This is a genomic window from Nocardioides kongjuensis (genome assembly GCF_013409625.1).
Taxonomy (GTDB): Bacteria; Actinomycetota; Actinomycetes; order Propionibacteriales; family Nocardioidaceae; genus Nocardioides; species Nocardioides kongjuensis.
In genome coordinates this window covers 3,400,363-3,419,667 of record NZ_JACCBF010000001.1, presented here as the reverse complement: position 1 = coordinate 3,419,667, position 19,305 = coordinate 3,400,363, and the positions used below count along the sequence as shown (strand labels likewise).

Here is a 19,305-nt window from a genome sequence, read left to right as displayed (position 1 = left end):
GGCGGTCCGGTGTCGGAGGTCCGGCCTAGGTTCGGTCCATGGCCATCGCACGCAACCCCCAGTTCGTCATCGACTGCCCCGAGCCCCGGGTCCTCGCCGACTTCTACGCCGCCCTGCTCGGCTGGGAGTCCGCCGTGGAGGAGGACGGCTCCTGGGGCTCGGTGTGGTCCGGCGACCGCTCGATCCAGCTGCAGCGGGTCGACGACTACCGGGCCCCCGACTGGCCGGGGCAGGACGTGCCGCAGCAGGTGCACCTCGACGTCGACGTCGACGACCTCGACAAAGCCGAGACGGCGACGCTCGCGCTGGGTGCGACCAAGCACCCCCACCAGCCCGGCACGTCCTTCCGGGTGTTCCTCGACCCGGCGGGCCACCCGTTCTGCCTGTGCCGGGTGACGGCCGCGTGATCAGCGCGCGAACGACTCCCGGACCTCGTCCTGCGTGATGCCGTAGTCCGCGAGGTCGTACTGGTGGGCGGGGCGGCGCGGCCCGCTGCGCGACTCCTCGTCGAGCCTGCGGACGGCGTCCTGCGCAGCCTGGCTCCAGGTGAGGCCGAAGGCGTCGTAGATCGCGCCGACGGTGCCGACCGGGTCCTGCACGAAGCCGCGGTAGTCGACGTCGAAGAACTGGCTCTCGTCGGCCTTCTCCCGGGCCTGCCAGAAGGCGTCCCACTGGCGGGTGAGGTGCCCGAGCTGGTCGCGGCCGAGGGTCTCGCCGACGAAGGTCGTTGAGTGGCCGTCGGTCGCCTCGGCCGACAGCGAGCAGGCGGAGGCGACCGAGGTGACCGGGTCGCGCTGGGTCATCACGACCAGCGCGTCGGGGTAGACATCGAGCAGCGCGTCGAGGGCGATCAGGTGCGAGGGGTTCTTGAGCACCCAGCGCTTGTCCTGGTCGTTGAGGCCGATCAGCTGCAGGTTCTGGCGGTGCCGCTCGTAGGCGTCGGTCCAGGACTGGGTCGCCAGCCAGCGGGAGTACGCCGGCACGTGGGCCAGCGACTCGAAGCCGAGCGACTTGCCGGTCTGGCGCAGCACGCGCCAGCACTCCTCGGGCTCGGTGGCGTCGGAGTAGTGGATGCCCATGAACTCCGGGTTCGTGATGTGGTGCTCGCGGAACGCCGCCTGCATGGCGTTGAAGATCGGGTCGTCCTCCCAGGTCTCCCGCGGCGGGCGGGGCTGGGGGAACTCGGTCAGCCACATCTCCAGGCCCTGGTGGGCCGGGTCGGCGCAGAGCAGGCGGCTCAGGGCCGTCGTACCCGTGCGGGGGAGGCCGAGAACGAAGATCGGCCGCTCGATGACGACGTCCGCGTGCTGGGGGAACTCGGTGAACCGGGCCTGGGTGAGCAGGCGGGCCACGAGCGAGCTCTTGACCTGCGAGCGCATGAAGTAGTTGCCCACCCCGGTCAGGCCGGCCTCGGCGGAGCCGAGGTCCTCGACCAGCACCCGGAACGCCTCCTCGTGACCGGGCGCGTCGGCGAAGCCGAAGTCGGTCAGGCCGGTGGTGCGGGTGGCGGCGTCGCAGATGTCCTCGAAGGTGCCGACGTCCGCGCGCTGGCGGGGCTCGCTCATGCGTGGAACTCGCCGCAGTCGACGTTCAGCATCTGACCGGTCACGGCCGAGGCCAGGTCGGAGGCGAGGAAGAGCGTGGCCCTCGCGACCTCGTCGGGAGTGGCGAGACGCTTGAGGTCGGTGGGCGCGGCCTTCTCGGCGTACACGTCCTCGTGGGTGCGCCCCGACTCCTGGGCGATCCAGTCGAAGTAGGCCTTGTTGACGTCCTCGTAGATGTAGGACGGCGCGACGCTGTTGACCCGGATGCCGCGGGGGCCGAGCTCGGTGGCCAGCGACTGGGCGAGGTGCTCGAGGGTGCCCTTCGACAGCTTGTAGCCGGAGTACTCCGGCTGGCTGCTGTAGATGACGCAGGAGTTGATCATGATCACCGAGCCGCCGATCTTGTCCTCGGTCTGTGCGAGGGCGTCGGCGAACAGGGCGGACAGGCGCAGCGGCGCGAAGACGTTGGTCTCGTTGGCGTTGCGCAGGCCCTCCAGGTCCAGGGTGCTGATCGGGTCCATGGGCGGGATGCCGAACGCGTTGTTGATCAGGCAGTCGACCTTGCCGAACTCGTCGAGAGCCGCCTCGACGAGCGCCTTGCGCTGGTCCTCGTCGGTGATGTCGGTCGGTACGACGAGCGCGCGGCGCCCGTGGGAGCGCACCGTCTCCGCCATCTTCTCCAGCCGCTTGGGCGTCCGGCTCGCGAGCACGAGGTCCGCGCCCATCCGGGCCGCCTCCTCGCCGAGCGAGCGGCCCAGGCCCGGCCCGACGCCGGAGAGCACGATGACCTTGTCCGTCAGCAGATCCACCATGGCGGACAGACTAGAACGTGTTTCAGTTTTGGGGAAGGGGTGGCACCAGTTTCACCGGCCGGCCGGTGAAACTCGCGCTGGGACGAGGAAGCATCGTCGTCCCAGCGCTAGTTTCGTCGTCCAAGCTCGATGCCGACCCGGCGGAATACGCCAGGATGCTCCGGGTTGCACCAGGGGTGAGCACTCCCCGGATCGACCTCAACGACCAGACCGCCATCCCCCAGTTCGGCCTCGGCGTGTGGCAGGTGCCGCCGGCCGACACCGAGCGCGTGGTGTCCGACGCCTTCGAGATCGGCTACCGCCACGTCGACACGGCCCAGATGTACGGCAACGAGGAGGGCGTCGGCGCCGCGATCGCGGCCTCCGGACTCGCCCGCGAGGACCTGTACGTCACCACCAAGCTCAACAACAACCGCCACGAGCCCGCTGCCGCCAAGGACTCGCTCAAGGTCTCGCTCGACAAGCTCGGCCTCGAGAAGGTCGACCTGTTCCTCATCCACTGGCCGCTGCCCACGCGGTACGACGGCGACTTCGTCTCCACGTGGGAGGCGCTGATCGAGCTGCGCGAGGCCGGCCTGACCACCTCGGTCGGCGTCTCCAACTTCCAGCCCGACCACCTCGACCGGATCGTCGCGGCCACCGGCGTCGTCCCAGCCGTCAACCAGGTCGAGGTGCACCCGTACTTCGCCAACGAGGCCGTCCGCGCCGCGACCACCGGCCACGGCGCCCACGTCCAGGCCTGGTCCCCGCTCGGGCAGGGCGGCGGTGAGCTGAGCGACCCGGCCGTCACCGCTCTCGCCGAGCGTCACGGCAGGACTCCCGCCCAGGTGCTGCTGCGCTGGGCGCTGGACCGTGGCGACATCGTGTTCCCGAAGTCGCTGAGCAAGGCCCGGCTGGCCGAGAACTTCGACGTCTTCGACTTCGCGCTCACCGCCGACGAGGTCGCGACGCTGGCCGCGCTGGACAAGGGCGAGGCCGGTCGTCAGGGACCGAACCCGGACGTCTTCGACTGGATCCCTGCCTGACCCTGCGCTCGGGGCCAGGGCTCCGAGCGGAGAGCCGGCGCTGGCGGACCCCTACGAGATCATCCGCCGTGCGACGGCGCGCTGTCGCGCAGCGATCCGCTCGGCGTACTCCTGGGGCGAGAGGCCGACCGTCTCCGGCAGGTGCTTGGCGACCTCGGTGACCGGCACGATCTCGACCGTCGGGCCGTCGGCGGCGGACAGCTCGCGGGTGAGCTGCTGCCAGCGCAGCATGATCGGTCCGGTGCGGTGCCCGGTGGTCTCCAGCCAGTTCGCGATCGGGGCGCCGTCGGGACCGGGCGGCCGCTCGGAGATGACGAACCGCAGGACGCCGTCGCTGTCGCACGAGGCCTGGGCCTTGGTGAGCGAGGTCTGGTGGGTCTCGTAGTCGGTGGAGGCGTACCAGTCCGAGCCGACCTGGATCGCCTGGTAGGTGCAGTCGTCGCAGCGCGGGACCGACACGATCATCGCCTCGTCCTCGGCCAGCTCGTAGTGGCCGATCGAGGAGAACTGCGAGGAGAGGCCGCCGGGAGTCGAGGCGGGCACGGTCAAGGTGTTGACCGGCTCCTTGTACTGGAAGAAGTGGGGGAAGGCGAACCAGGTCTGGATCGAGCTGGTCAGCGACCGCGCGGCCACCTCGTACTTCTTGCGCAGCGTCGCCTCGGAGAGCGGACGCCGGGCCGAGCCGATGGTGTCGACCCGCTCGATGGTGAGCGTGCCGCGGAGCTCGGTGTCCCAGTCGTTGAAGACCTCGCGCACGATCAGCGTCTTCGCGCCGGGCTCGGCGACGTAGGTGAACTCGAAGGAGCCGTCCGGCCCGATCTCGAGCTCGCGGTCGTCGAAGGCCATCAGCGAGGTGGCGGCCGAGTCCGCGCTGTAGCTGCCGCCCATCACCTGGAAGGAGAGGTCGGCGGAGGTCCCGCGGCGACCGCGCACGACGTACTCGACGCCCTCGCGCAGGTAGGCGTTGAAGTAGACCGCGTCCGGGTTGTCGAGGCCCTGGCGGGAGAACTGGTGGGTCGGGTTGATGAAGACCGGCTGCTCGAGGTCGTAGTCGAAGGCGGTCTGCATCGCCATCCGGATCCGGCCGGCCAGGTAGTCGTAGCCCTCGAGCCGGTCGGCCTCGGACCTGATGAACGGCGCGTTCGCGATGAGCTCCTCGGCCTCGGCGATCGCCGCCTGCAGGGGAGCGGTCAGCCCGAGCGAGGCGGACATCAGCCGTTCGCCTTCGCGATGATGTTCTCGGCGTACTGCTCGAGGTGCTTGATCTTGGTCTCGAGCGGCTCGGTGTCGGGGCCCTTGATGTAGGGCACCCGGAAGCCGACGATGCAGTCGGTGACGCCCCTGTCCTCGAGCCGCTTGATGCCGTCGAGGGTGTAGGCGTCGTACGAGATCACGTGCACCTCGAAGTCGTCGCGGGTGTCGCCCTCCTCCTTGCGGATCTCCGCGAGCCGGGTGAGCAGCCGGTCGAGCTCCTCGCCGTCGCCCCCGGCGTGCATCCACCCGTCGCCCTTGCGTACGGCGCGGCGCAGGGCGGCGTCCGAGTGGCCGCCGACGAGCAGCGGGATCCTCTCGGTCGGCGCCGGGCACTGCTGGAGGGGCTCGATGTCGAAGAACTCGCCCTGGTAGCCGAAGAAGGTCGGCTCGTCGCCGGGCTGGGTGAGGCCGCGCAGGATGTCCATGCACTCGTCCATCCGCTTGCCGCGCTTCTCCCACGGCACGCCGAGGGCGGCGAAGTCCTCGGGCCACGGCGAGAGGCCGACGCCGAGGCCGAGGCGGTTCTTGGACAGGTAGGCCAGCGACGAGGCCTGCTTGGCGACCAGCACGGGTGGGCGGATCGGCAGCTTGAGGACGAACGGCGTGAGGCGCAGCGTCTCGGTCACCGCGAAGAGGTGCGCGCACAGGATGAAGGTCTCGATGAACTGCTTGCCGAGCAGGAACTCGCGGTCCCCGGTGTCGGTGTAGGGGTACTTCGAGTCCGACTCCTGCGGGTAGATCAGGCTGTCCGCGATCGTCATCGAGGTGTACCCGGCGGCCTCGCAGGCCTGGGCGAGCGGGGCGTAGTAGTCGGCCTGGGTCATGCCCTCGGCGAAGGAGAAGCGCATGAGCCCACACTAGAACGTGTTCTAGATCTGTGCCAGAGTGAGTCCCATGGCAGCGACCAAGCCGAAGCCCGACGGCCTCGACAAGCCGATCGTCGCGAAGGTCATCAAGTACGGCGCCAAGGCGAACGTTGCCATCTACCGGCTGACCAACGGGCGACTCGGTTCCACCTGGCGGATCGGAGCGGGCTGGAGGAAGCCGGTGCCGGTGCTCCTGCTCGACCACGTCGGCCGCCGGAGCGGCACCCGGTTCACCACCCCGCTGCTCTACCTCGCCGACGGACCGGACCTGGTCGTCGTCGCGTCCCAGGGCGGGCTGCCGAGGAACCCGCAGTGGCTGCACAACCTCGTCGCGAACCCCGACACCACGGTCGCCGTACCGGGGGAGCGCAGCCGCGCGGTGCGCGCCCGGGTCGCCGGGCCCGACGAGCGCGCAGCGCTGTGGCCGCGCCTGGTCGAGCTGTACGCCGACTTCGACAACTACCAGGCCTGGACGGACCGGGAGATCCCGGTCGTCGTCCTCGAGCCCCGCTGACCGAGGAGACCCGTGGAGCTGCAACAGCTGATCGACCGCGCCGAGATCGCCGACGCGATCACCCGCTACACCCTCGCCGTCGACGAGGGCGACTTCGACCGGCTCGACACGGTCTTCACCCCCGACGCGCAGATCGACTACACCGAGAGCGGCGGCGTCGCCGACGCCTACCCGGCGGTCAAGGCGTGGCTGGCCGAGGCGCTGCCCGGCTTCTCGACGCACCGGATCCACATGCTCGGCCAGATCTCGTACGAGTTCGACGACTCCGGCGACGAGGCCGCGGTCGCGGCGTACTTCCACAACCCGATGCGCATCGCCGACGGCAAGGGTGGCGAGCGCGTGGTCGAGGTGGGCGGGTTGTACCGCCACGCCTTCGTGCGCACGACGGACGGCTGGCGCTCGCGCCGGCTCCACGAGCAGGTCGTCTGGACGCGCGGTTTCTGATTTCTGGGACCCGTCTGGACAATGGGGCGGGTGAGCGACCAGCAGCAGCACCCTGGCGAACGTCCCGTCGTCAACGGGCTGGTGGCGCTGGTCGCGGTCGCGCTGGGCGTCGGCCTGGTCCTCGCGCTCGTCACTCTCGTCGGCACCAAGGTGCTCGGCCTCGGTGGTGGCGACGGGGACTCCTCGGCGCGCTCCACCGTGCACCAGTCGATGTACCTGCCCACGCCGGTCGAGACCGACGAGGCCACGGGCCCGCTCGTCACCCTGCACACCGAGGACCCTGACGAGCCGGCGGGCACCGACGACAGCACCGAGCTGCCGGAGGACGAGCCCACCACCGAGATGCCCAGCGAGAGCGCGGGCGCCGGCCAGATCTCGCTGCAGGCCCTCGCGACCACGGTCGCCAGCGGCGAGCGGATCTACTTCAGCGGGGTCTACCCGGGCGGCGAGGGCGCGATCTTGTTCGTCCAGCGCTTCGAGAACGGCGACTGGGCCGACTTCCCGGCCAGCGTCGGCGTCACCAACGGCACCTTCTCCAGCTACATCTTCACCGGCGTCAGCGGCGTCAACAGGTTCCGCGTCGTCGACCGCGACACCGGCACCGTGAGCAACGAGATCAGCGTCACCGTCGGCTGAGTCCGGCCGAGCGCTCGCCCCGCTCGACGCCTCCCCGCGCCCGGCTCGCCAGGTGACGACGTGTCAGTTTCACCGGCCGGCCGGTGAAACTGACGGTGGGACGACAAAACTGGTGCTTGGACGACGATGCTTCCTCGTCCAAGCGCGAGTTTCACCGGCCGGCCGGTGAAACTGGTCCTTCGCCGCATCCGCCAACCGGCGTAGTCCTTCTGAGGACGCCTTGCTTGGTGCGGGCCGTCGCGGGGGCGCACCATGGGAGGACGGCTCGGGCCGCCCGCACACATGGGGGAGGCGCGGATGACGGACGAGCCTGCGGACGACCAGGAGCTCGCGCTGTGGCTGCACGTCCAGGCCGGCGAGTTCGATCGCGCGTACGCCGTCGCGACCCGGCTGCTCATCATGAGTGCGGACCCGGTGCAGCGGGGCCGGGTCGAGGCGGTGCTGGGGCTGATGATGCAGCGGGTCGGGCTGATGGCCGACTCGCGCGACCAGTTCGCGCGGGCCGCGGTCCTGGTCGAGGGCTCGCCACCGGACCTCGCGCTGGTGCTGGCGTTCGGCTCGCTGTCGAGCGTGCTGGGCGGTGACCTGGACCGGGCCGAGCGCGAGGCGCTGGAGGCCGACCGGCTCGGGGCGGAGCACGGCGTCGAGATCGCCGTCCGGCAGGCCCGGACCACCCTCGCGGCGGTGCACCTGGGGCGGGGCCAGCTCGAGGCGGCGCTCGCGCTGGCGACCGACGCGACGGCGTACGGCAACGACGGGGTCGGCCAGGCGGAGTACCGCTCGACGGCGCACGTCCTGCTCGCGATGGCGCTGGCCGAGCTGGACCGGATGGAGGAGGCGCACGTCGCGATCGCGCGCGGGGTCGCGATCGCGGAGGAGGAGGGCGACACCGGGCAGCTGGCCTGGTACCTCGCCTCCCAGGCGATGCTGCACTTCATCGACGGGCACTGGGCCGAGGCGCGCGACGAGGCGGCCCGGTCGATCGAGCACGCCGACCGCACCGGCGCCCTGGCCGCGCGGCCACTGGCGTGGGGGATCAGCGCCTGCATGGAGGGCCTGCGCGGCAACGTCACCACCGCCCGCACCCTGATCGAGCAGGCCAGGTCCCACCGCCTCGGTCCCGGTGCCGGGCTCGGCGAGGAGTGGGTGGCGCTGGCGGCGGCGGCCTCGACCGACGACGCCGGTGAGCGGTACGACGCCCTGCGCGACGCCTGGTTCCGGCTGCGGGGGATGCCGAGCCTGCTGGCCTGGAAGGTGTTCGCGCACCCGCTGGTCGTGCTGGCGATGGAGCGCGGGGACCGGGCGCTGGCCGAGGTGGTCAGTGCCCGGGTCGGGGCCGCCGCGGCCACCGCGGGGACCGCGAGCGCCCGCGCCACGGCGCAGTGCTGCGCCGCCACCGTCGCCGGTGACCCGCTCGCCCTGCTGGCGGGGCTCGACCTGCTCCGCACCGTCGGACGCCCGCTGCCGCTGGCCTTCGGTTGCGTCGCGGCCGCGTCGACGGCACTGCGCACCGAGGACCGGGTGGCAGCGCTGCAGGAGGCCGCCACCGTGTTCCACCGGCTCGGGGCGACGGTGTGGAGCGCCGAGGTCGCCCGGCTGCTCGTCGACGCGGCGGTCGCCGGCAGCCCCGCCCGGCCGGCGGCGCCGTCGGGGCCGTGGCACCTGCTGAGCCCGGGTGAGACCCGCGCCGTCCGGCTGGCGATCCAGGGGCTGTCGAACTCCCGGATCGCCGCCGAGCTCGGCACCTCGCCCCGGACCGTGCAGACCCAGCTGGCCAGCGCCTGCCGCAAGTGCGGTGTGTCTGGCCGGGTCCAGCTGGCCGGGCTGTTCGCGGGCCTCAGCTGAGCAGGGCCTGCACGTCGTTGGTCTCGGGCTCCCGGCCCCGCAGCCAGTCGCCGGCGACCCGCAGCCACGACGGCTTGCGCCGCATGCCCGGGCGGGCGACGGACGCGAGCAGCTCCGCGACCTGGGTCGCCGCGTCGTGCGTCGAGGTGCCGGGCGTGGCCAGGCCGACGGCGTACGCGAGGCGGAGGTTCTCGTGCTCCAGCAGCCGGGCGCCGAGCGGGGTGGTCGCCTCCTCGGTGACCAGGCGGTACAGCTCAGGTGCGCGCCGCAGCGCCGCCCGGTGCGCCGAGCACAGGGTCTCACTGGCGTTCGTCACCTCGCCGACCTCGAGGGCGAGGTCCACGCTGGCGCCGATCAGGGTCGCCCACTGCTGGAAGAGCGCGCGCACGAGCTCGTCACGGTCCGCGAACACGGCGCGGGTCTCGAGGTCGTCGAAGTCGATCCGCCCCGAGTCGATGATCCGGCGCAGGACGCGACTGCGGCGGTGCACCTCCTCCCATCGCAGCTGGGTGGTGGAGTGGTGCGGCTCGGGCACGGGGTGGTGGCGCATGGCGGGAGCTCCTCGTCGGTCGGGCTGGTCACCCGACCGTCCTCCGGCCGGGGCCGGCCCGACATCCGCCAACTGGCTGAACTGGGACGCTCAGCGGTCCAGCCCGTGGCGGTGCAGGACCGCGGTGAGCTGCACCCGCGAGCTGACGCCGAGCTTGGCGTAGACGTGCGACGCGTGGGTCTGCACGGTCCGCGGCGAGACCACCAGCTCGCGGGCGATCTCCGGGTTGGTGAGTCCCTGCGCCACCCGGCGCGCGACCTCGCGCTCGGCGCTGGTCAGCTGCGCCCAGCCGACGGGCTCCCTGTCGGCGGCGGGCCCGTCGTCGGCGGGCAGCCGCAGCAGGGCCCGGCCGGCCCGGGCCAGCCACGGCGTCGCGCGCAGGCCGCTGAACGCGTCGGCCGCCTCGCGCACCGCCGCCTGCGCGTCGTGCCGGTGGCCGCGGGCGCCGAGCAGGAGAGCAGCGTCGAGGCAGGCCAGGCCGAGCGCGAACGGGCGGCCCGCCTCCCGCAGTGCCGCCATCGCGGCCCGCGCCGCCTCCGGGTCGGCGTCGAGCAGGGCCCGGCAGCGCAGTGCGGCGCCCTGGGCGGAGCCGATGCCCGGCGCGGCTGCCGCCCCGGCCTCCGCGCTGGCGGTGACCGCGCAGGCGAGCTCGTGGTCGTCGTACCGGACCGCCTGGCTGACCAGCGCCGGCGCGAGCGAGCGCCAGCTGAGGAAGTACGGCGTCCGCCGGGTGTGCAGCCAGCCCTCGGTGAGTGCGGTGTAGCCCGTCCGGTGCTCCGGTGCCGCCGCTGCCCTGGCCATCGACAGCCAGTCCTCCCCGGGCAGCCCGAGCACGGTGAGCCCGCCCTCGACCGGCCGGACGTGCCGCTGTGCCGTGCTCACGTTGCCGCGCAACGCCTCCACGAGGGCGACGACCGCCGCGGCGACCGGCCGGGCGATCAGGGTGCCGGCGGACCGGGCGCCGTCGAGCGCCAGGTGGCCGTCGACGACCGCCTCGTCCCAGCGGCCGTTGAGGTAGCGGGCCAGCCCGCGCATCGCGTGGTACCAGGCGACCTGGCCCGTCGACCCCGCCGCGTTGCTGCGGAGCAGTCCCTCGCCGAAGGCCGCCTCGGCGTCGGCGAAGCGGTCGAGCTCGACCAGTGCCAGCCCGTGGTAGAGGTGCGAGAGCGGCCCGCCGCCGGAGCTCTGGCGCTCCGCGGCCTGCAGCGCGATGCCCATCTTGGTGAGCCGCAGCGCGTCGGCCGGGCGGCCCTCGCTCAACGCGATCGCGGCCTGGGTGTTGAGCGCCTCGCACGCCGCGAACCGGTTGCCGTGCTGCTCCCCGAGCCCGCGGGCCCGGTCGGCCGCCTGCGCCGCTCCCGCGAGGTCGCCCAGCAGGAAGCGGGAGCCCGCCTCGTCGGCGACGTACGACGCCTGCTCGCCGGGCTGCTCCGCGGCCAGCGCGGCGGCCAGCGCGAACGCGTCGCGCGACTCCGCGATCCGGCCGACCCGCTGCAGGACCAGCCCCAGGGCGGCGTGCAGCTCGGCGTGCACCCGCGGATCGGGGGTCGACTCCAGCAGCAGCCGGGCGTCGGTGGCGGCGGCGTTCAGCTCGCCCCGGCTGATCCGGGTCCACATCGCGGTGCGACGGGCTTCCTGCTCCGGGCTCACGGCACATCCCCTCGGTGCGTGGTCCCTCGCCCTTCGAGGGTAGGGCCCCGGGGCTGTCCCCGGGAAGCCCCGGGAACCCGGGGTCGGCACCCGATTGCGCGCTTCTGGGGGATGACAACGCGCCCTGGCCGAGGAGAGTGGGATCCGTGGATCGGGTCGAGCGCGAGCGCCGGCACCGGTTGCAGGTCCTCGCCGGGTTGACGGCGGCCGAGGCGGCTGCAGCCGTGCTGGCGGTCGTCTTCGGCTTCCTGGTGAGCGTGCAGGGCCGTCACGGGCCGCTCCCGGCGGACGTTCCGGAGCCGACCCCGGCACCGCCGCCGGTGATCCAGGCGCCCGGGACGCGGGATCCCTCCGGGGCGACCACGCAGGTCGACGGCGTGCTGCCCTGACGGGCCGCCGGACCCGCTGAAGATTGTTCGTGCAGCCGGGAACAACCCCCGGTGGCCGCCCGTTGTGCCCTGTGTCAGACTTGAGTCCATCCGGCTCAACTAACTTGAATCCAGATCTTCAGCACAGAGGGAGAAACACACATGGCACGAGCGGTCGGCATCGACCTCGGTACGACGAACAGCGTCGTCGCGGTCCTCGAGGGCGGCGAGCCCACGGTCATCGCCAACGCGGAGGGAGCGCGGACCACCCCGTCCGTCGTCGCCTTCGCGAAGAGCGGTGAGGTGCTCGTCGGCGAGGTCGCGAAGCGCCAGGCGGTCACCAACGTGGACCGCACCATCCGGTCGGTCAAGCGCCACATGGGCACCGACTGGACCCAGCACATCGGTGACCCGGTGGACAAGGACTTCACGCCGCAGCAGATCTCGGCGTTCATCCTGCAAAAGCTCAAGCGCGACGCGGAGGCCTACCTCGGCGAGACCGTCACCAACGCGGTGATCACGGTCCCGGCGTACTTCTCCGACGCGCAGCGCCAGGCCACCAAGGAGGCCGGCGAGATCGCGGGCCTGAAGGTCGACCGCATCGTCAACGAGCCCACCGCGGCCGCGCTGGCCTACGGCCTCGACAAGGGCGACGACCAGACGATCCTCGTCTACGACCTCGGTGGCGGCACGTTCGACGTGTCCCTGCTCGAGATCGGTGAGGGCGTCGTCGAGGTCAAGGCGACCAGCGGCGACAACCACCTCGGTGGCGACGACTGGGACAACGCGATCGTCCAGTGGATGGTCAAGAAGTTCAAGGACGCCAACGGCGTCGACCTGGGCGCCGACAAGATCGCGGCCCAGCGCCTGCAGGAGGCCGCCGAGAAGGCGAAGATCGAGCTGTCCTCCTCCAGCGACACCACCATCCACCTGCCCTACATCACGCACGGCGAGAACGGCCCGCTGCACTTCGAGGAGCGGCTCTCCCGCTCGGAGTTCCAGCGGCTCACGGCCGACCTGCTCGAGCGGACCAAGGCTCCCTTCCAGAACGTCCTCAAGGACGCCGGCGTCAAGGTCGCCGACATCGACCACGTGGTCCTCGTCGGCGGGTCGACCCGCATGCCCGCGGTGACCGACCTGGTCAAGGAGCTGCTCGGCGGCAAGGAGCCCAACAAGGGCGTCAACCCGGACGAGGTCGTCGCCGTCGGCGCCGCCCTGCAGGCCGGTGTGCTCGCCGGTGAGGTCAAGGACGTGCTGCTCCTCGACGTCACCCCGCTGTCCCTCGGCATCGAGACCAAGGGCGGCGTGTTCACCACGCTGATCGAGCGCAACACCACGATCCCCACCAAGCGGTCCGAGATCTTCACGACCGCCGACGACAACCAGCCGTCGGTCGAGATCAAGGTCGCCCAGGGCGAGCGCGCCATCTGGTCGCAGAACCAGCCCCTCGGCAACTTCGAGCTGACCGGCCTCCCGCCGGCCCCGCGCGGCGTGCCGAAGATCGAGGTCACCTTCGACATCGACGCCAACGGCATCGTCCACGTCTCCGCCAAGGACCAGGCGTCCGGCCGTGAGCAGTCGATGACCATCTCCGGCGGCAGCGCGCTGTCCAAGGACGACATCGACCGCATGGTCAAGGAGGCCGAGCAGTACGCCGAGGAGGACGCCAAGCGTCGCGAGGCCGTCGAGGTCCGCAACCAGGGCGACCAGCTCGTCTACACGACCGAGAAGTTCCTCGCCGACAACGGCGACAAGATCCCGGACGACGTCAAGGCCGAGGTGACCACCGACCTCGAGGCGCTCAAGGGCGTCCTCGAGAACGCCGAGTCCAGCGCCGACGACCTGACCGCCGCCATCTCCAAGCTGGGCGAGTCCAGCCAGAAGATGGGTGCCGCGATGTACGCCGCCGCCGAGGCCGACTCCGCCGCCGCGGGTGGCACCACCGGTGCGACCGGTGAGTCGGACGACGACGTCGTCGAGGCCGAGATCGTCGACGAGGACACCGAGGGCGACGCCAAGTGACCGAGGACAACCTCAACCCGGAGGAGGGGGAGCTGCAGGAGACTGCGGCTCCCTCGCCCGAGGGCGACGAGCCCGAGTCGGCCGCAGCCCCCGAGGCACCGGCCGCCGAGGCCGAGGCCGACGAGCTGACCGTCACCAAGATGGAGCTCGAGGAGCGGACCCTCGACCTGCAGCGCCTGCAGGCGGAGTTCCTCAACTACAAGCGCCGGGTCGAGCGGGACCGCGAGCTGCTGCGTGAGAACGCGACGTACGCCGCGCTCACCCCGATCATCGACGTGCTCGACACGATCGACCGGGCGCGCGAGCACGAGCCGCTCGAGGGTGGCTTCAAGGCCACGGCCGAGCAGCTCGAGCGCGTGGTCGCCGGGCTGGGCCTGGTGAAGTTCGGCGAGGTCGGGGACGCGTTCGACCCCACCATCCACGAGGCGCTCTCGCACATCGGCACCGACGCCGAGGTCGAGGTGACCACGTGCAAGGTGATCGCGAAGGCCGGCTACAAGATCGGTGACCGGGTGGTCCGCGCAGCACAGGTGCTGGTGGTCGACCCCGCTTGATGAGACAGACAGACACGACGAGGAGGGAGGTGTGCGATGAGTGACGACGGGATCCGGTCCGACTGGGCGACCAAGGACTTCTACAAGGAGCTCGGGGTCGCCAAGACCGCGTCGCAGGACGAGATCAAGAAGGCCTACCGCAAGCTCGCGCGCGCCAACCACCCCGACTCGCACCCCGACGACACCGCGAAGCACGACAAGTTCAAGGCCGTGGCCGAGGCGTACGACGTCATCGGTGACGCCGAGAAGCGCAAGAAGTACGACCAGGCCCGCGAGATGTTCAGCCGCGGCGGGTTCCCCGCCGGGGCGGGCTTCGGCGGCTTCGGCGGTGGCTTCGGTGGCAGCGTCAACGTGGAGGACCTCCTCCGTGACCGTGCGGGTGGTGGGGGCGGTGGCTTCGGCGACCTGTTCGGCGACCTGTTCGGCGGGGGCGGTCGGGCCCGGGCGCGCGCTCCGCGGGCGACCCGCGGGGCCGACCTGGAGACGACGGCGACCATCGGCTTCACCGAGGCGCTCGAGGGCGCCACGGTGTCGCTGCGGGTCAGCTCCGACGGCGCCTGCGCGACCTGCCACGGCACGGGCGGCAAGCCCGGCACCCAGCCGCACGTCTGCCCGACGTGCGACGGCGCCGGTGTCGTCACGGCCTCGGTCGGCGGCGGGTTCTCCATGAACGAGACCTGCCCGACGTGTGGCGGACGCCAGCTCGTCTACGACGACCCCTGCCCCACCTGTCACGGCACCGGCCAGGGCCGCGCCACCCGGACCATCCAGGCCAAGATCCCCGCCGGGGTCAAGGACGGCCAGCGGATCCGGCTGCGCGGCAAGGGCGGTGCGGGCGAGAACGGCGGCCCCGCCGGCGACCTCTACGTCACCGTCAAGGTCACCGGTCACCGGGTGTTCGGTCGCAAGGGCGAGCACCTCACGGTCGACGTACCCGTGTCGTTCACCGAGCTCGCCCTCGGTGCGGAGATCAAGATCCCCACCCTCGGCGGCGCCCCGGTGACCCTGAAGGTACCCGCCGGGACCCCCAACGGGCGCACCTTCCGGGTGCGCGGCAAGGGAGCCACCAAGGCCGACGGCACGCGGGGCGACCTGCTGGCGACGGTCGAGGTCCAGGTGCCGAGCAACCTCGGCGCCGAGGCCAAGGAGGCCCTGGAGGCGTACGCCGCCGCCACGGACGACACCCGGCTGCGCTCCGGGCTGTTCCAGGACGCGAGCTGATGGCCGCCCGACCGCCGCAGGGCCCTCCGGGTGAGGAGGAGGCCGTCTACGTCATCAGCGTGGCGGCCCAGCTCAGCGGCCTGCACCCGCAGACGCTGCGGACGTACGAGCGGGTCGGGCTGATCACGCCTGGCCGCACGGGGGGCGGCGGTCGGCGGTACTCCTACCGCGACATCGAGCGGCTGCGCGAGATCGCCGACCTCACCGCGTCCGGCATCGGCATCGAGGGCGTCAAGCGGATACTCGACCTCGAGAACGCCGTCACCGCCTTGCGGGCGCGCAACGCCGAGCTGGCCGCCGAGCTCGAGGCGACCCGCGAGGCCCTGCGCCAGGCGACGGCCGTGCGGCCCGTCGTGCCCCGGAGCAACCTGCCCGCGCTGCCCGCCTCCGCCGTCGGCCAGTCCGTCGTCGTGTGGCGCCGCAACCCCTGACCCGGCCCCAGCTGGCTCCCGTTTCCCGCCGACCCGGCGCGAGGTGGCTCCCGTTTCCCGCTGACCCGGCAGAAGATGGCTTCCGATCCGTCGATCCGGCTGCACTTTTGTGCCGGGTCAGCGGAAGTCGGGAGCCAGTTCCTGCCGGGTCATCGCGGGAACGTGCCCTGCCGTGCCTCGGACCAGCAGGAGCGGTCGTCGATGCCGTCGGGGGTGGTGGTGGACGTGCCGTTGGCGTTGAAGCCGGTGTCGTCCTTGAACGCGAGCACCTGGATCCTGAGGTTCGGGAGCGTGATGTTGCCGCTCACCTGGGCCTGCCACAGCTGCCCGTAGACGCCGGTCAGCGCGCCGCGGGTGGCGTCGATGCCGGTGTAGCCCTGGCCGTTGACGTGGCCGCCGTTGCCGGTGGCGCCGTAGACCTGCGGTCCGGTGGTGCCGGGACCGAGGAAGCCGCCGTCGTACGTCGCCGGGACGCCGAACGGGTTGGCGACGTACGGCGCCGCGCCGGGTGCCGTGGTCAGGTCCGTGGTGGCCTGCCCGATCTGGGTGCTGCCCTGCAGGTTGATGCCGGTGCCGCGCAGGGTGGTCACGTCGAAGCCGGCGTCGGCGGCCCCGATCTCCAGGGCGGAGGTGCCGTCGCCGGCGGTCAGCTTGATCGTGTACTTCACCGGGCCGACCGACTCGGTCTTCGACACGCACAGCCCGTCCATGCCGGCCCGGGCGAAGCCCGCCCGCAGCAGGTTCTTCCAGGTGCCGTTGCCCAGCCGCACCGGCGCCATGCCGAAGGCCGCGTCGTCGGCGGTGATCCGCGACGACGAGAACGTGGCGTTGCCGCCCTGGATCACGACGGTCGCGTCGAAGCCGAGCGCCTGCTGCCACGTCAGCGTCGCGAGGGTGCCCAGTGTCGCCAGCGACGTGCCCGCCACGGCCGCCGCCCGGCCCCACCGGGTCCCGTTCCGCTGCTCGCGCTCCATCAGCCCACCGAGATCGTCGTGTTGGGCAGCTGGATCGAGTTGAGCGGGTTGCCGGACCCGTCGACCGGGACCTGCGTGTACGGGTCGCTCGGGTTCTGCCGGTGCGTGACCAGGTAGTAGAAGTCCAGGTTCACGCCGAGCAGCGTGTAGTTGGAGCCGCCGCCGAGCCACTGCGCGAGGTCGCCGGCGAAGTCCTCGGCGCTCAGCTCGCAGGTGCCGCCGATGCCGAGGAAGCCGCCGCGCGCCGTACCGCCGACCAGTCCGCACGCCAGGTGGGTCGCGGTCGGCAGCTGCGCGACCGGCACCGTGAACGAGCTGCTCGCCGTCGCCAGCACCTCGGTCCACACGCCTGCGCCGCCGATGGTGATGGCCTGGTCCGGGTCGATCGTCAACCGGTACGGCGCGGCCGGCTTCGGGGCGGGCGCGTCGCCGCTGTCGGCGTACAGCTGGATGTCGGTGGTGCCGCCCGCCGGGCAGGCGCCGACCGGGGTGTTGTCATCCGTGCAGAACTGCAGCCCGCTGAACGCGACCTGGTACAGGTCCGTGCGCGATCCCGCCGCCGCGTAGTAGACGGTGTTGGGGAACTTCCGGCCGTACGCCGTGCGGATCTGCCCGATCCCCGCGTCCGGGCTGGACGTGGCGACGTTGCCGGACTGGAGGTGCCAGCGCACGCCGGCCAGGCACGGGTACATCCGCCCGGCGGCGTTGAAGTCGCCCGATCCGTTGTCGAGCTGGACGTCCTGGCGGCGCTGCTGGGGGTTGCTGCTGCCGGGCTGGTCGCAGGCGAACGGCTGGTAGGAGCTGCTCTGTGCCTGGCCGAGCGCGCGGTCGCCGGTGCGGGGGAGCAGCACGCAGGCGGCCGCGAGCACGAGCACGGCCGCCAGCACGAGCCAGCGCTGCCGTGCGACCGGCGCCGTGCCGAGCGACGGCCTCACGACGCCCGAACGGCCCGGCGGCGGCCCCCGTGCGCCCGGCGCGGAGCCTTCTCGCCCCAGGCCCACACCATCGAGCCACCGAGGATCCCGAGCACCGAGCCGACGAGGTAGCCGCCGAGGTTCGCCGCCACGAACGCTGCGAGCGCCAGGCCGACCGCGAGCAGCCCCACGAGTCCGCGGTAGTGCGGGGCGAACCACGCCACCAGGCCGAACAGGACCAGCCCGCCGCCGAGGATGTAGCCGGCCGAGTAGCTCCACCCGCCGCTCACCGCGAGCAGGAACGAGAAGAACATCGCGCGGACGATCCAGGCCCCGGCGAGGATGCACCACAGCCCGCCCCAGAAGGGACGGGTACGCCGGAAGCCGCGGAACGCCGTGCGCACGGCGCCGACCCGGCGGCGTACCTGCGCGGCCATCAGCCGGCCGCCTGGGTCGGGCAGTCGGCCTGCGTCTTGTGGCCGGGCACGACCTTGATCTTGAGGTTCGGCAAGGTGATCGCTCCTTGCAGGTTGATGCCGTACGTGTCGCCGCCGAGGCCGCCGACGTTGAGCCGGTCCACGGTCAGGCCGAAGTCGCCGGCGTCGGGCGGGGTCTGCCCGGCGGGCCAGGCGATGCCGGCCGTGTCGTCGACGGTGTCGGCGCTCTGGCCGAGGTTCATGCCGCTGATCAGGTTGCCGAATCCGTTGAGCGAGCGGGAGTTCACGAACAGGTTGCTGGCGGTGATGTGGTTGCCGCCGGTCAGCAGGCCGTTCGCGTCGAAGGTCAGCGCGTTGCCGGCCCCGTCGCTGGTGGTGTTGCTGCCGTTGGCGAACGAGCTCTTCACCGGCACGCCGGCGAGGATCATCAGCGAGACCTCGCCCACCACCGGCACCGTCTCGTACGCGATCGCGCACAGCCCGGCCAGCTTCGCGGAGCGGATGCCGAGCTCGGCGACGCCGTTGTCCTGACCGGACGAGGTGTCGTTGGTGGACAGGAATCCGGCGGCCTGGGCGCCCTGGAGGTAGTTCGAGTAGAGCTTGAACTCCTGGTTGGCCGTCGTGAAGTTCACCGCGAGCACGTTGCTGCTCACCAGCTGGAACATGGCCGCGAGCGCGACGAGCCCGCCGGCGAGCGGCACCAGCGCTCGCCGGCGGGTGCCGAGCCGGGGGCCGACGCGGGTGTCTGCGTCGGTCACCGGGCCGCCTGCTTGGCCGCGCGCTTCGCCGCGCGGGCGGCGTCCTTCTCGGCGAACCGGGTCAGCTGCTTCTCCGAGAACGGCGTCCACGCGAAGACCAGCCCGGCACCGGTGATGCCGAGGACCATGCCGATCAGCCAGCCGCCGAGGTTGGCCAGCGGCAGCGAGGCCACGGAGAGCATCATCGCGACCAGTGCAGGGAAGTGTCGCTGCGCGGGCAGCACCAGGGCGATGCCGGCCGCGGCGACCATGCCGCCGGCCAGCAGCAGCGGTGTGATGCTGCGGATCCCGACGGTCGTGTAGAAGGCGAAGGTGCCGCCCAGCAGCGGCCGGGCGATGAAGTACGCCCCGAGCGCGAGGGTGAGCGCGCCCCAGAACGGGCGGGTCCGGCGGAAGCGGGCGAAGCGCTGGCGCAGCGCCGCCGGCCGGGACGGGCGGGGCGAGGCAGTGGCGATGGTCGAGGCGGTGATGTCAGTCATGCGAGGT

At 72.0% G+C, this 19,305-nt stretch carries 22 protein-coding genes; 11 read left to right on the top strand and 11 right to left on the bottom strand.

Annotated features, from left to right (window positions below):
- Nucleotides 1–38: 38 nt before the first annotated feature.
- Nucleotides 39–407, top strand: a complete 369-nt coding sequence (locus BJ958_RS16490) for a VOC family protein (RefSeq protein ID WP_179728013.1) — start codon at nt 39–41, stop codon at nt 405–407.
- Here the strand turns inward: BJ958_RS16490 and BJ958_RS16485 are convergent, their stop codons facing one another.
- The gene (locus BJ958_RS16485) at nt 408–1,565 is read right to left on the bottom strand and encodes a sulfotransferase family protein (protein ID WP_179728012.1); all 1,158 of its coding nucleotides are present in this window, start codon (nt 1,563–1,565) and stop codon (nt 408–410) included.
- Nucleotides 1,562–2,356, bottom strand: coding sequence for an SDR family oxidoreductase (locus BJ958_RS16480; RefSeq protein ID WP_179728011.1), 795 nt, complete (start codon nt 2,354–2,356; stop codon nt 1,562–1,564). Before BJ958_RS16480 ends, BJ958_RS16485 begins: the two co-directional genes overlap by 4 nt.
- Nucleotides 2,357–2,532: 176 nt before the next feature.
- On the opposite strand from BJ958_RS16480, the gene BJ958_RS16475 reads away from it, so the two are divergent.
- Nucleotides 2,533–3,381: an aldo/keto reductase gene (locus BJ958_RS16475; RefSeq protein ID WP_345100191.1), complete on the top strand. Its 849-nt coding sequence runs from the start codon at nt 2,533–2,535 to the stop codon at nt 3,379–3,381.
- Nucleotides 3,382–3,432: 51 nt separating this feature from the next.
- Here BJ958_RS16475 and BJ958_RS16470 read toward each other — a convergent pair whose 3' ends face one another.
- Nucleotides 3,433–4,593, bottom strand: coding sequence for a hypothetical protein (locus tag BJ958_RS16470; protein WP_179728009.1), 1,161 nt, complete (start codon nt 4,591–4,593; stop codon nt 3,433–3,435).
- The gene (locus tag BJ958_RS16465) at nt 4,593–5,483 is read right to left on the bottom strand and encodes a TIGR03619 family F420-dependent LLM class oxidoreductase (protein ID WP_179728008.1); all 891 of its coding nucleotides are present in this window, start codon (nt 5,481–5,483) and stop codon (nt 4,593–4,595) included. Before BJ958_RS16465 ends, BJ958_RS16470 begins: the two co-directional genes overlap by 1 nt.
- Nucleotides 5,484–5,529: 46 nt before the next feature.
- Between BJ958_RS16465 and BJ958_RS16460 the strand changes: the two genes are divergently transcribed.
- The 4 genes from BJ958_RS16460 (at nt 5,530) to BJ958_RS16445 (ending at nt 8,940) form a co-directional block, all read left to right on the top strand.
- The gene (locus BJ958_RS16460) at nt 5,530–6,015 is read left to right on the top strand and encodes a nitroreductase family deazaflavin-dependent oxidoreductase (protein WP_179728007.1); all 486 of its coding nucleotides are present in this window, start codon (nt 5,530–5,532) and stop codon (nt 6,013–6,015) included.
- A 12-nt stretch (nt 6,016–6,027) separates the two neighbouring features.
- Nucleotides 6,028–6,459, top strand: coding sequence for a nuclear transport factor 2 family protein (locus tag BJ958_RS16455; RefSeq protein WP_179728006.1), 432 nt, complete (start codon nt 6,028–6,030; stop codon nt 6,457–6,459).
- A 30-nt stretch (nt 6,460–6,489) separates the two neighbouring features.
- Nucleotides 6,490–7,095, top strand: coding sequence for a hypothetical protein (locus tag BJ958_RS16450; protein ID WP_179728005.1), 606 nt, complete (start codon nt 6,490–6,492; stop codon nt 7,093–7,095).
- 297 nt (nt 7,096–7,392) lie between these two features.
- Complete coding sequence (locus tag BJ958_RS16445; protein WP_179728004.1) at nt 7,393–8,940, top strand: helix-turn-helix domain-containing protein; 1,548 nt, start codon at nt 7,393–7,395, stop codon at nt 8,938–8,940.
- Here the strand turns inward: BJ958_RS16445 and BJ958_RS16440 are convergent.
- Nucleotides 8,933–9,490 carry a hypothetical protein gene (locus BJ958_RS16440; RefSeq protein ID WP_179728003.1) on the bottom strand — a complete coding sequence of 186 codons (558 nt, stop codon included), beginning with the start codon at nt 9,488–9,490 and terminating at the stop codon, nt 8,933–8,935. The genes BJ958_RS16445 and BJ958_RS16440 overlap by 8 nt on opposite strands.
- Nucleotides 9,491–9,580: 90 nt before the next feature.
- Complete coding sequence (locus BJ958_RS29100) at nt 9,581–11,140, bottom strand: LuxR C-terminal-related transcriptional regulator (protein ID WP_179728002.1); 1,560 nt, start codon at nt 11,138–11,140, stop codon at nt 9,581–9,583.
- A 146-nt stretch (nt 11,141–11,286) separates the two neighbouring features.
- On the opposite strand from BJ958_RS29100, the gene BJ958_RS16430 reads away from it, so the two are divergent.
- The 5 genes from BJ958_RS16430 (at nt 11,287) to BJ958_RS16410 (ending at nt 15,736) form a co-directional block, all read left to right on the top strand.
- On the top strand, nt 11,287–11,529 hold the full coding sequence (locus tag BJ958_RS16430) for a hypothetical protein (RefSeq protein WP_179728001.1): 243 nt from the start codon (nt 11,287–11,289) through the stop codon (nt 11,527–11,529).
- Between the two features lie 141 nt (nt 11,530–11,670).
- On the top strand, nt 11,671–13,530 hold the full coding sequence (dnaK, locus tag BJ958_RS16425; protein WP_179728000.1) for a molecular chaperone DnaK: 1,860 nt from the start codon (nt 11,671–11,673) through the stop codon (nt 13,528–13,530).
- A complete protein-coding gene (gene grpE / locus BJ958_RS16420; RefSeq protein ID WP_179727999.1) occupies nt 13,527–14,084 on the top strand; it encodes a nucleotide exchange factor GrpE in 558 nt (185 codons plus the stop codon). Before dnaK ends, grpE begins: the two co-directional genes overlap by 4 nt.
- 36 nt (nt 14,085–14,120) lie before the next feature.
- Nucleotides 14,121–15,305: a molecular chaperone DnaJ gene (gene dnaJ / locus BJ958_RS16415; RefSeq protein ID WP_179727998.1), complete on the top strand. Its 1,185-nt coding sequence runs from the start codon at nt 14,121–14,123 to the stop codon at nt 15,303–15,305.
- Complete coding sequence (locus BJ958_RS16410; RefSeq protein ID WP_179727997.1) at nt 15,305–15,736, top strand: heat shock protein transcriptional repressor HspR; 432 nt, start codon at nt 15,305–15,307, stop codon at nt 15,734–15,736. Before dnaJ ends, BJ958_RS16410 begins: the two co-directional genes overlap by 1 nt.
- Nucleotides 15,737–15,885: 149 nt before the next feature.
- On the opposite strand, the gene BJ958_RS16405 is transcribed toward BJ958_RS16410, so the two are convergent.
- The 5 genes from BJ958_RS16405 to BJ958_RS16385 are packed head-to-tail and all read right to left on the bottom strand — an operon-like array spanning nt 15,886 to nt 19,298.
- Complete coding sequence (locus BJ958_RS16405; protein WP_179727996.1) at nt 15,886–16,710, bottom strand: DUF6230 family protein; 825 nt, start codon at nt 16,708–16,710, stop codon at nt 15,886–15,888.
- Nucleotides 16,710–17,645, bottom strand: coding sequence for a hypothetical protein (locus BJ958_RS16400; RefSeq protein ID WP_179727995.1), 936 nt, complete (start codon nt 17,643–17,645; stop codon nt 16,710–16,712). Before BJ958_RS16400 ends, BJ958_RS16405 begins: the two co-directional genes overlap by 1 nt.
- Nucleotides 17,642–18,061 (bottom strand): DUF6114 domain-containing protein, encoded by a 420-nt coding sequence (locus tag BJ958_RS16395; RefSeq protein WP_179727994.1) that lies wholly within the window; start codon nt 18,059–18,061, stop codon nt 17,642–17,644. The genes BJ958_RS16400 and BJ958_RS16395 overlap by 4 nt, the downstream gene beginning before the upstream one ends.
- Nucleotides 18,061–18,819: a DUF6230 family protein gene (locus BJ958_RS16390; RefSeq protein WP_179727993.1), complete on the bottom strand. Its 759-nt coding sequence runs from the start codon at nt 18,817–18,819 to the stop codon at nt 18,061–18,063. Before BJ958_RS16390 ends, BJ958_RS16395 begins: the two co-directional genes overlap by 1 nt.
- On the bottom strand, nt 18,816–19,298 hold the full coding sequence (locus BJ958_RS16385; RefSeq protein WP_179727992.1) for a DUF6114 domain-containing protein: 483 nt from the start codon (nt 19,296–19,298) through the stop codon (nt 18,816–18,818). The genes BJ958_RS16390 and BJ958_RS16385 overlap by 4 nt, the downstream gene beginning before the upstream one ends.
- Nucleotides 19,299–19,305: the final 7 nt, after the last annotated feature.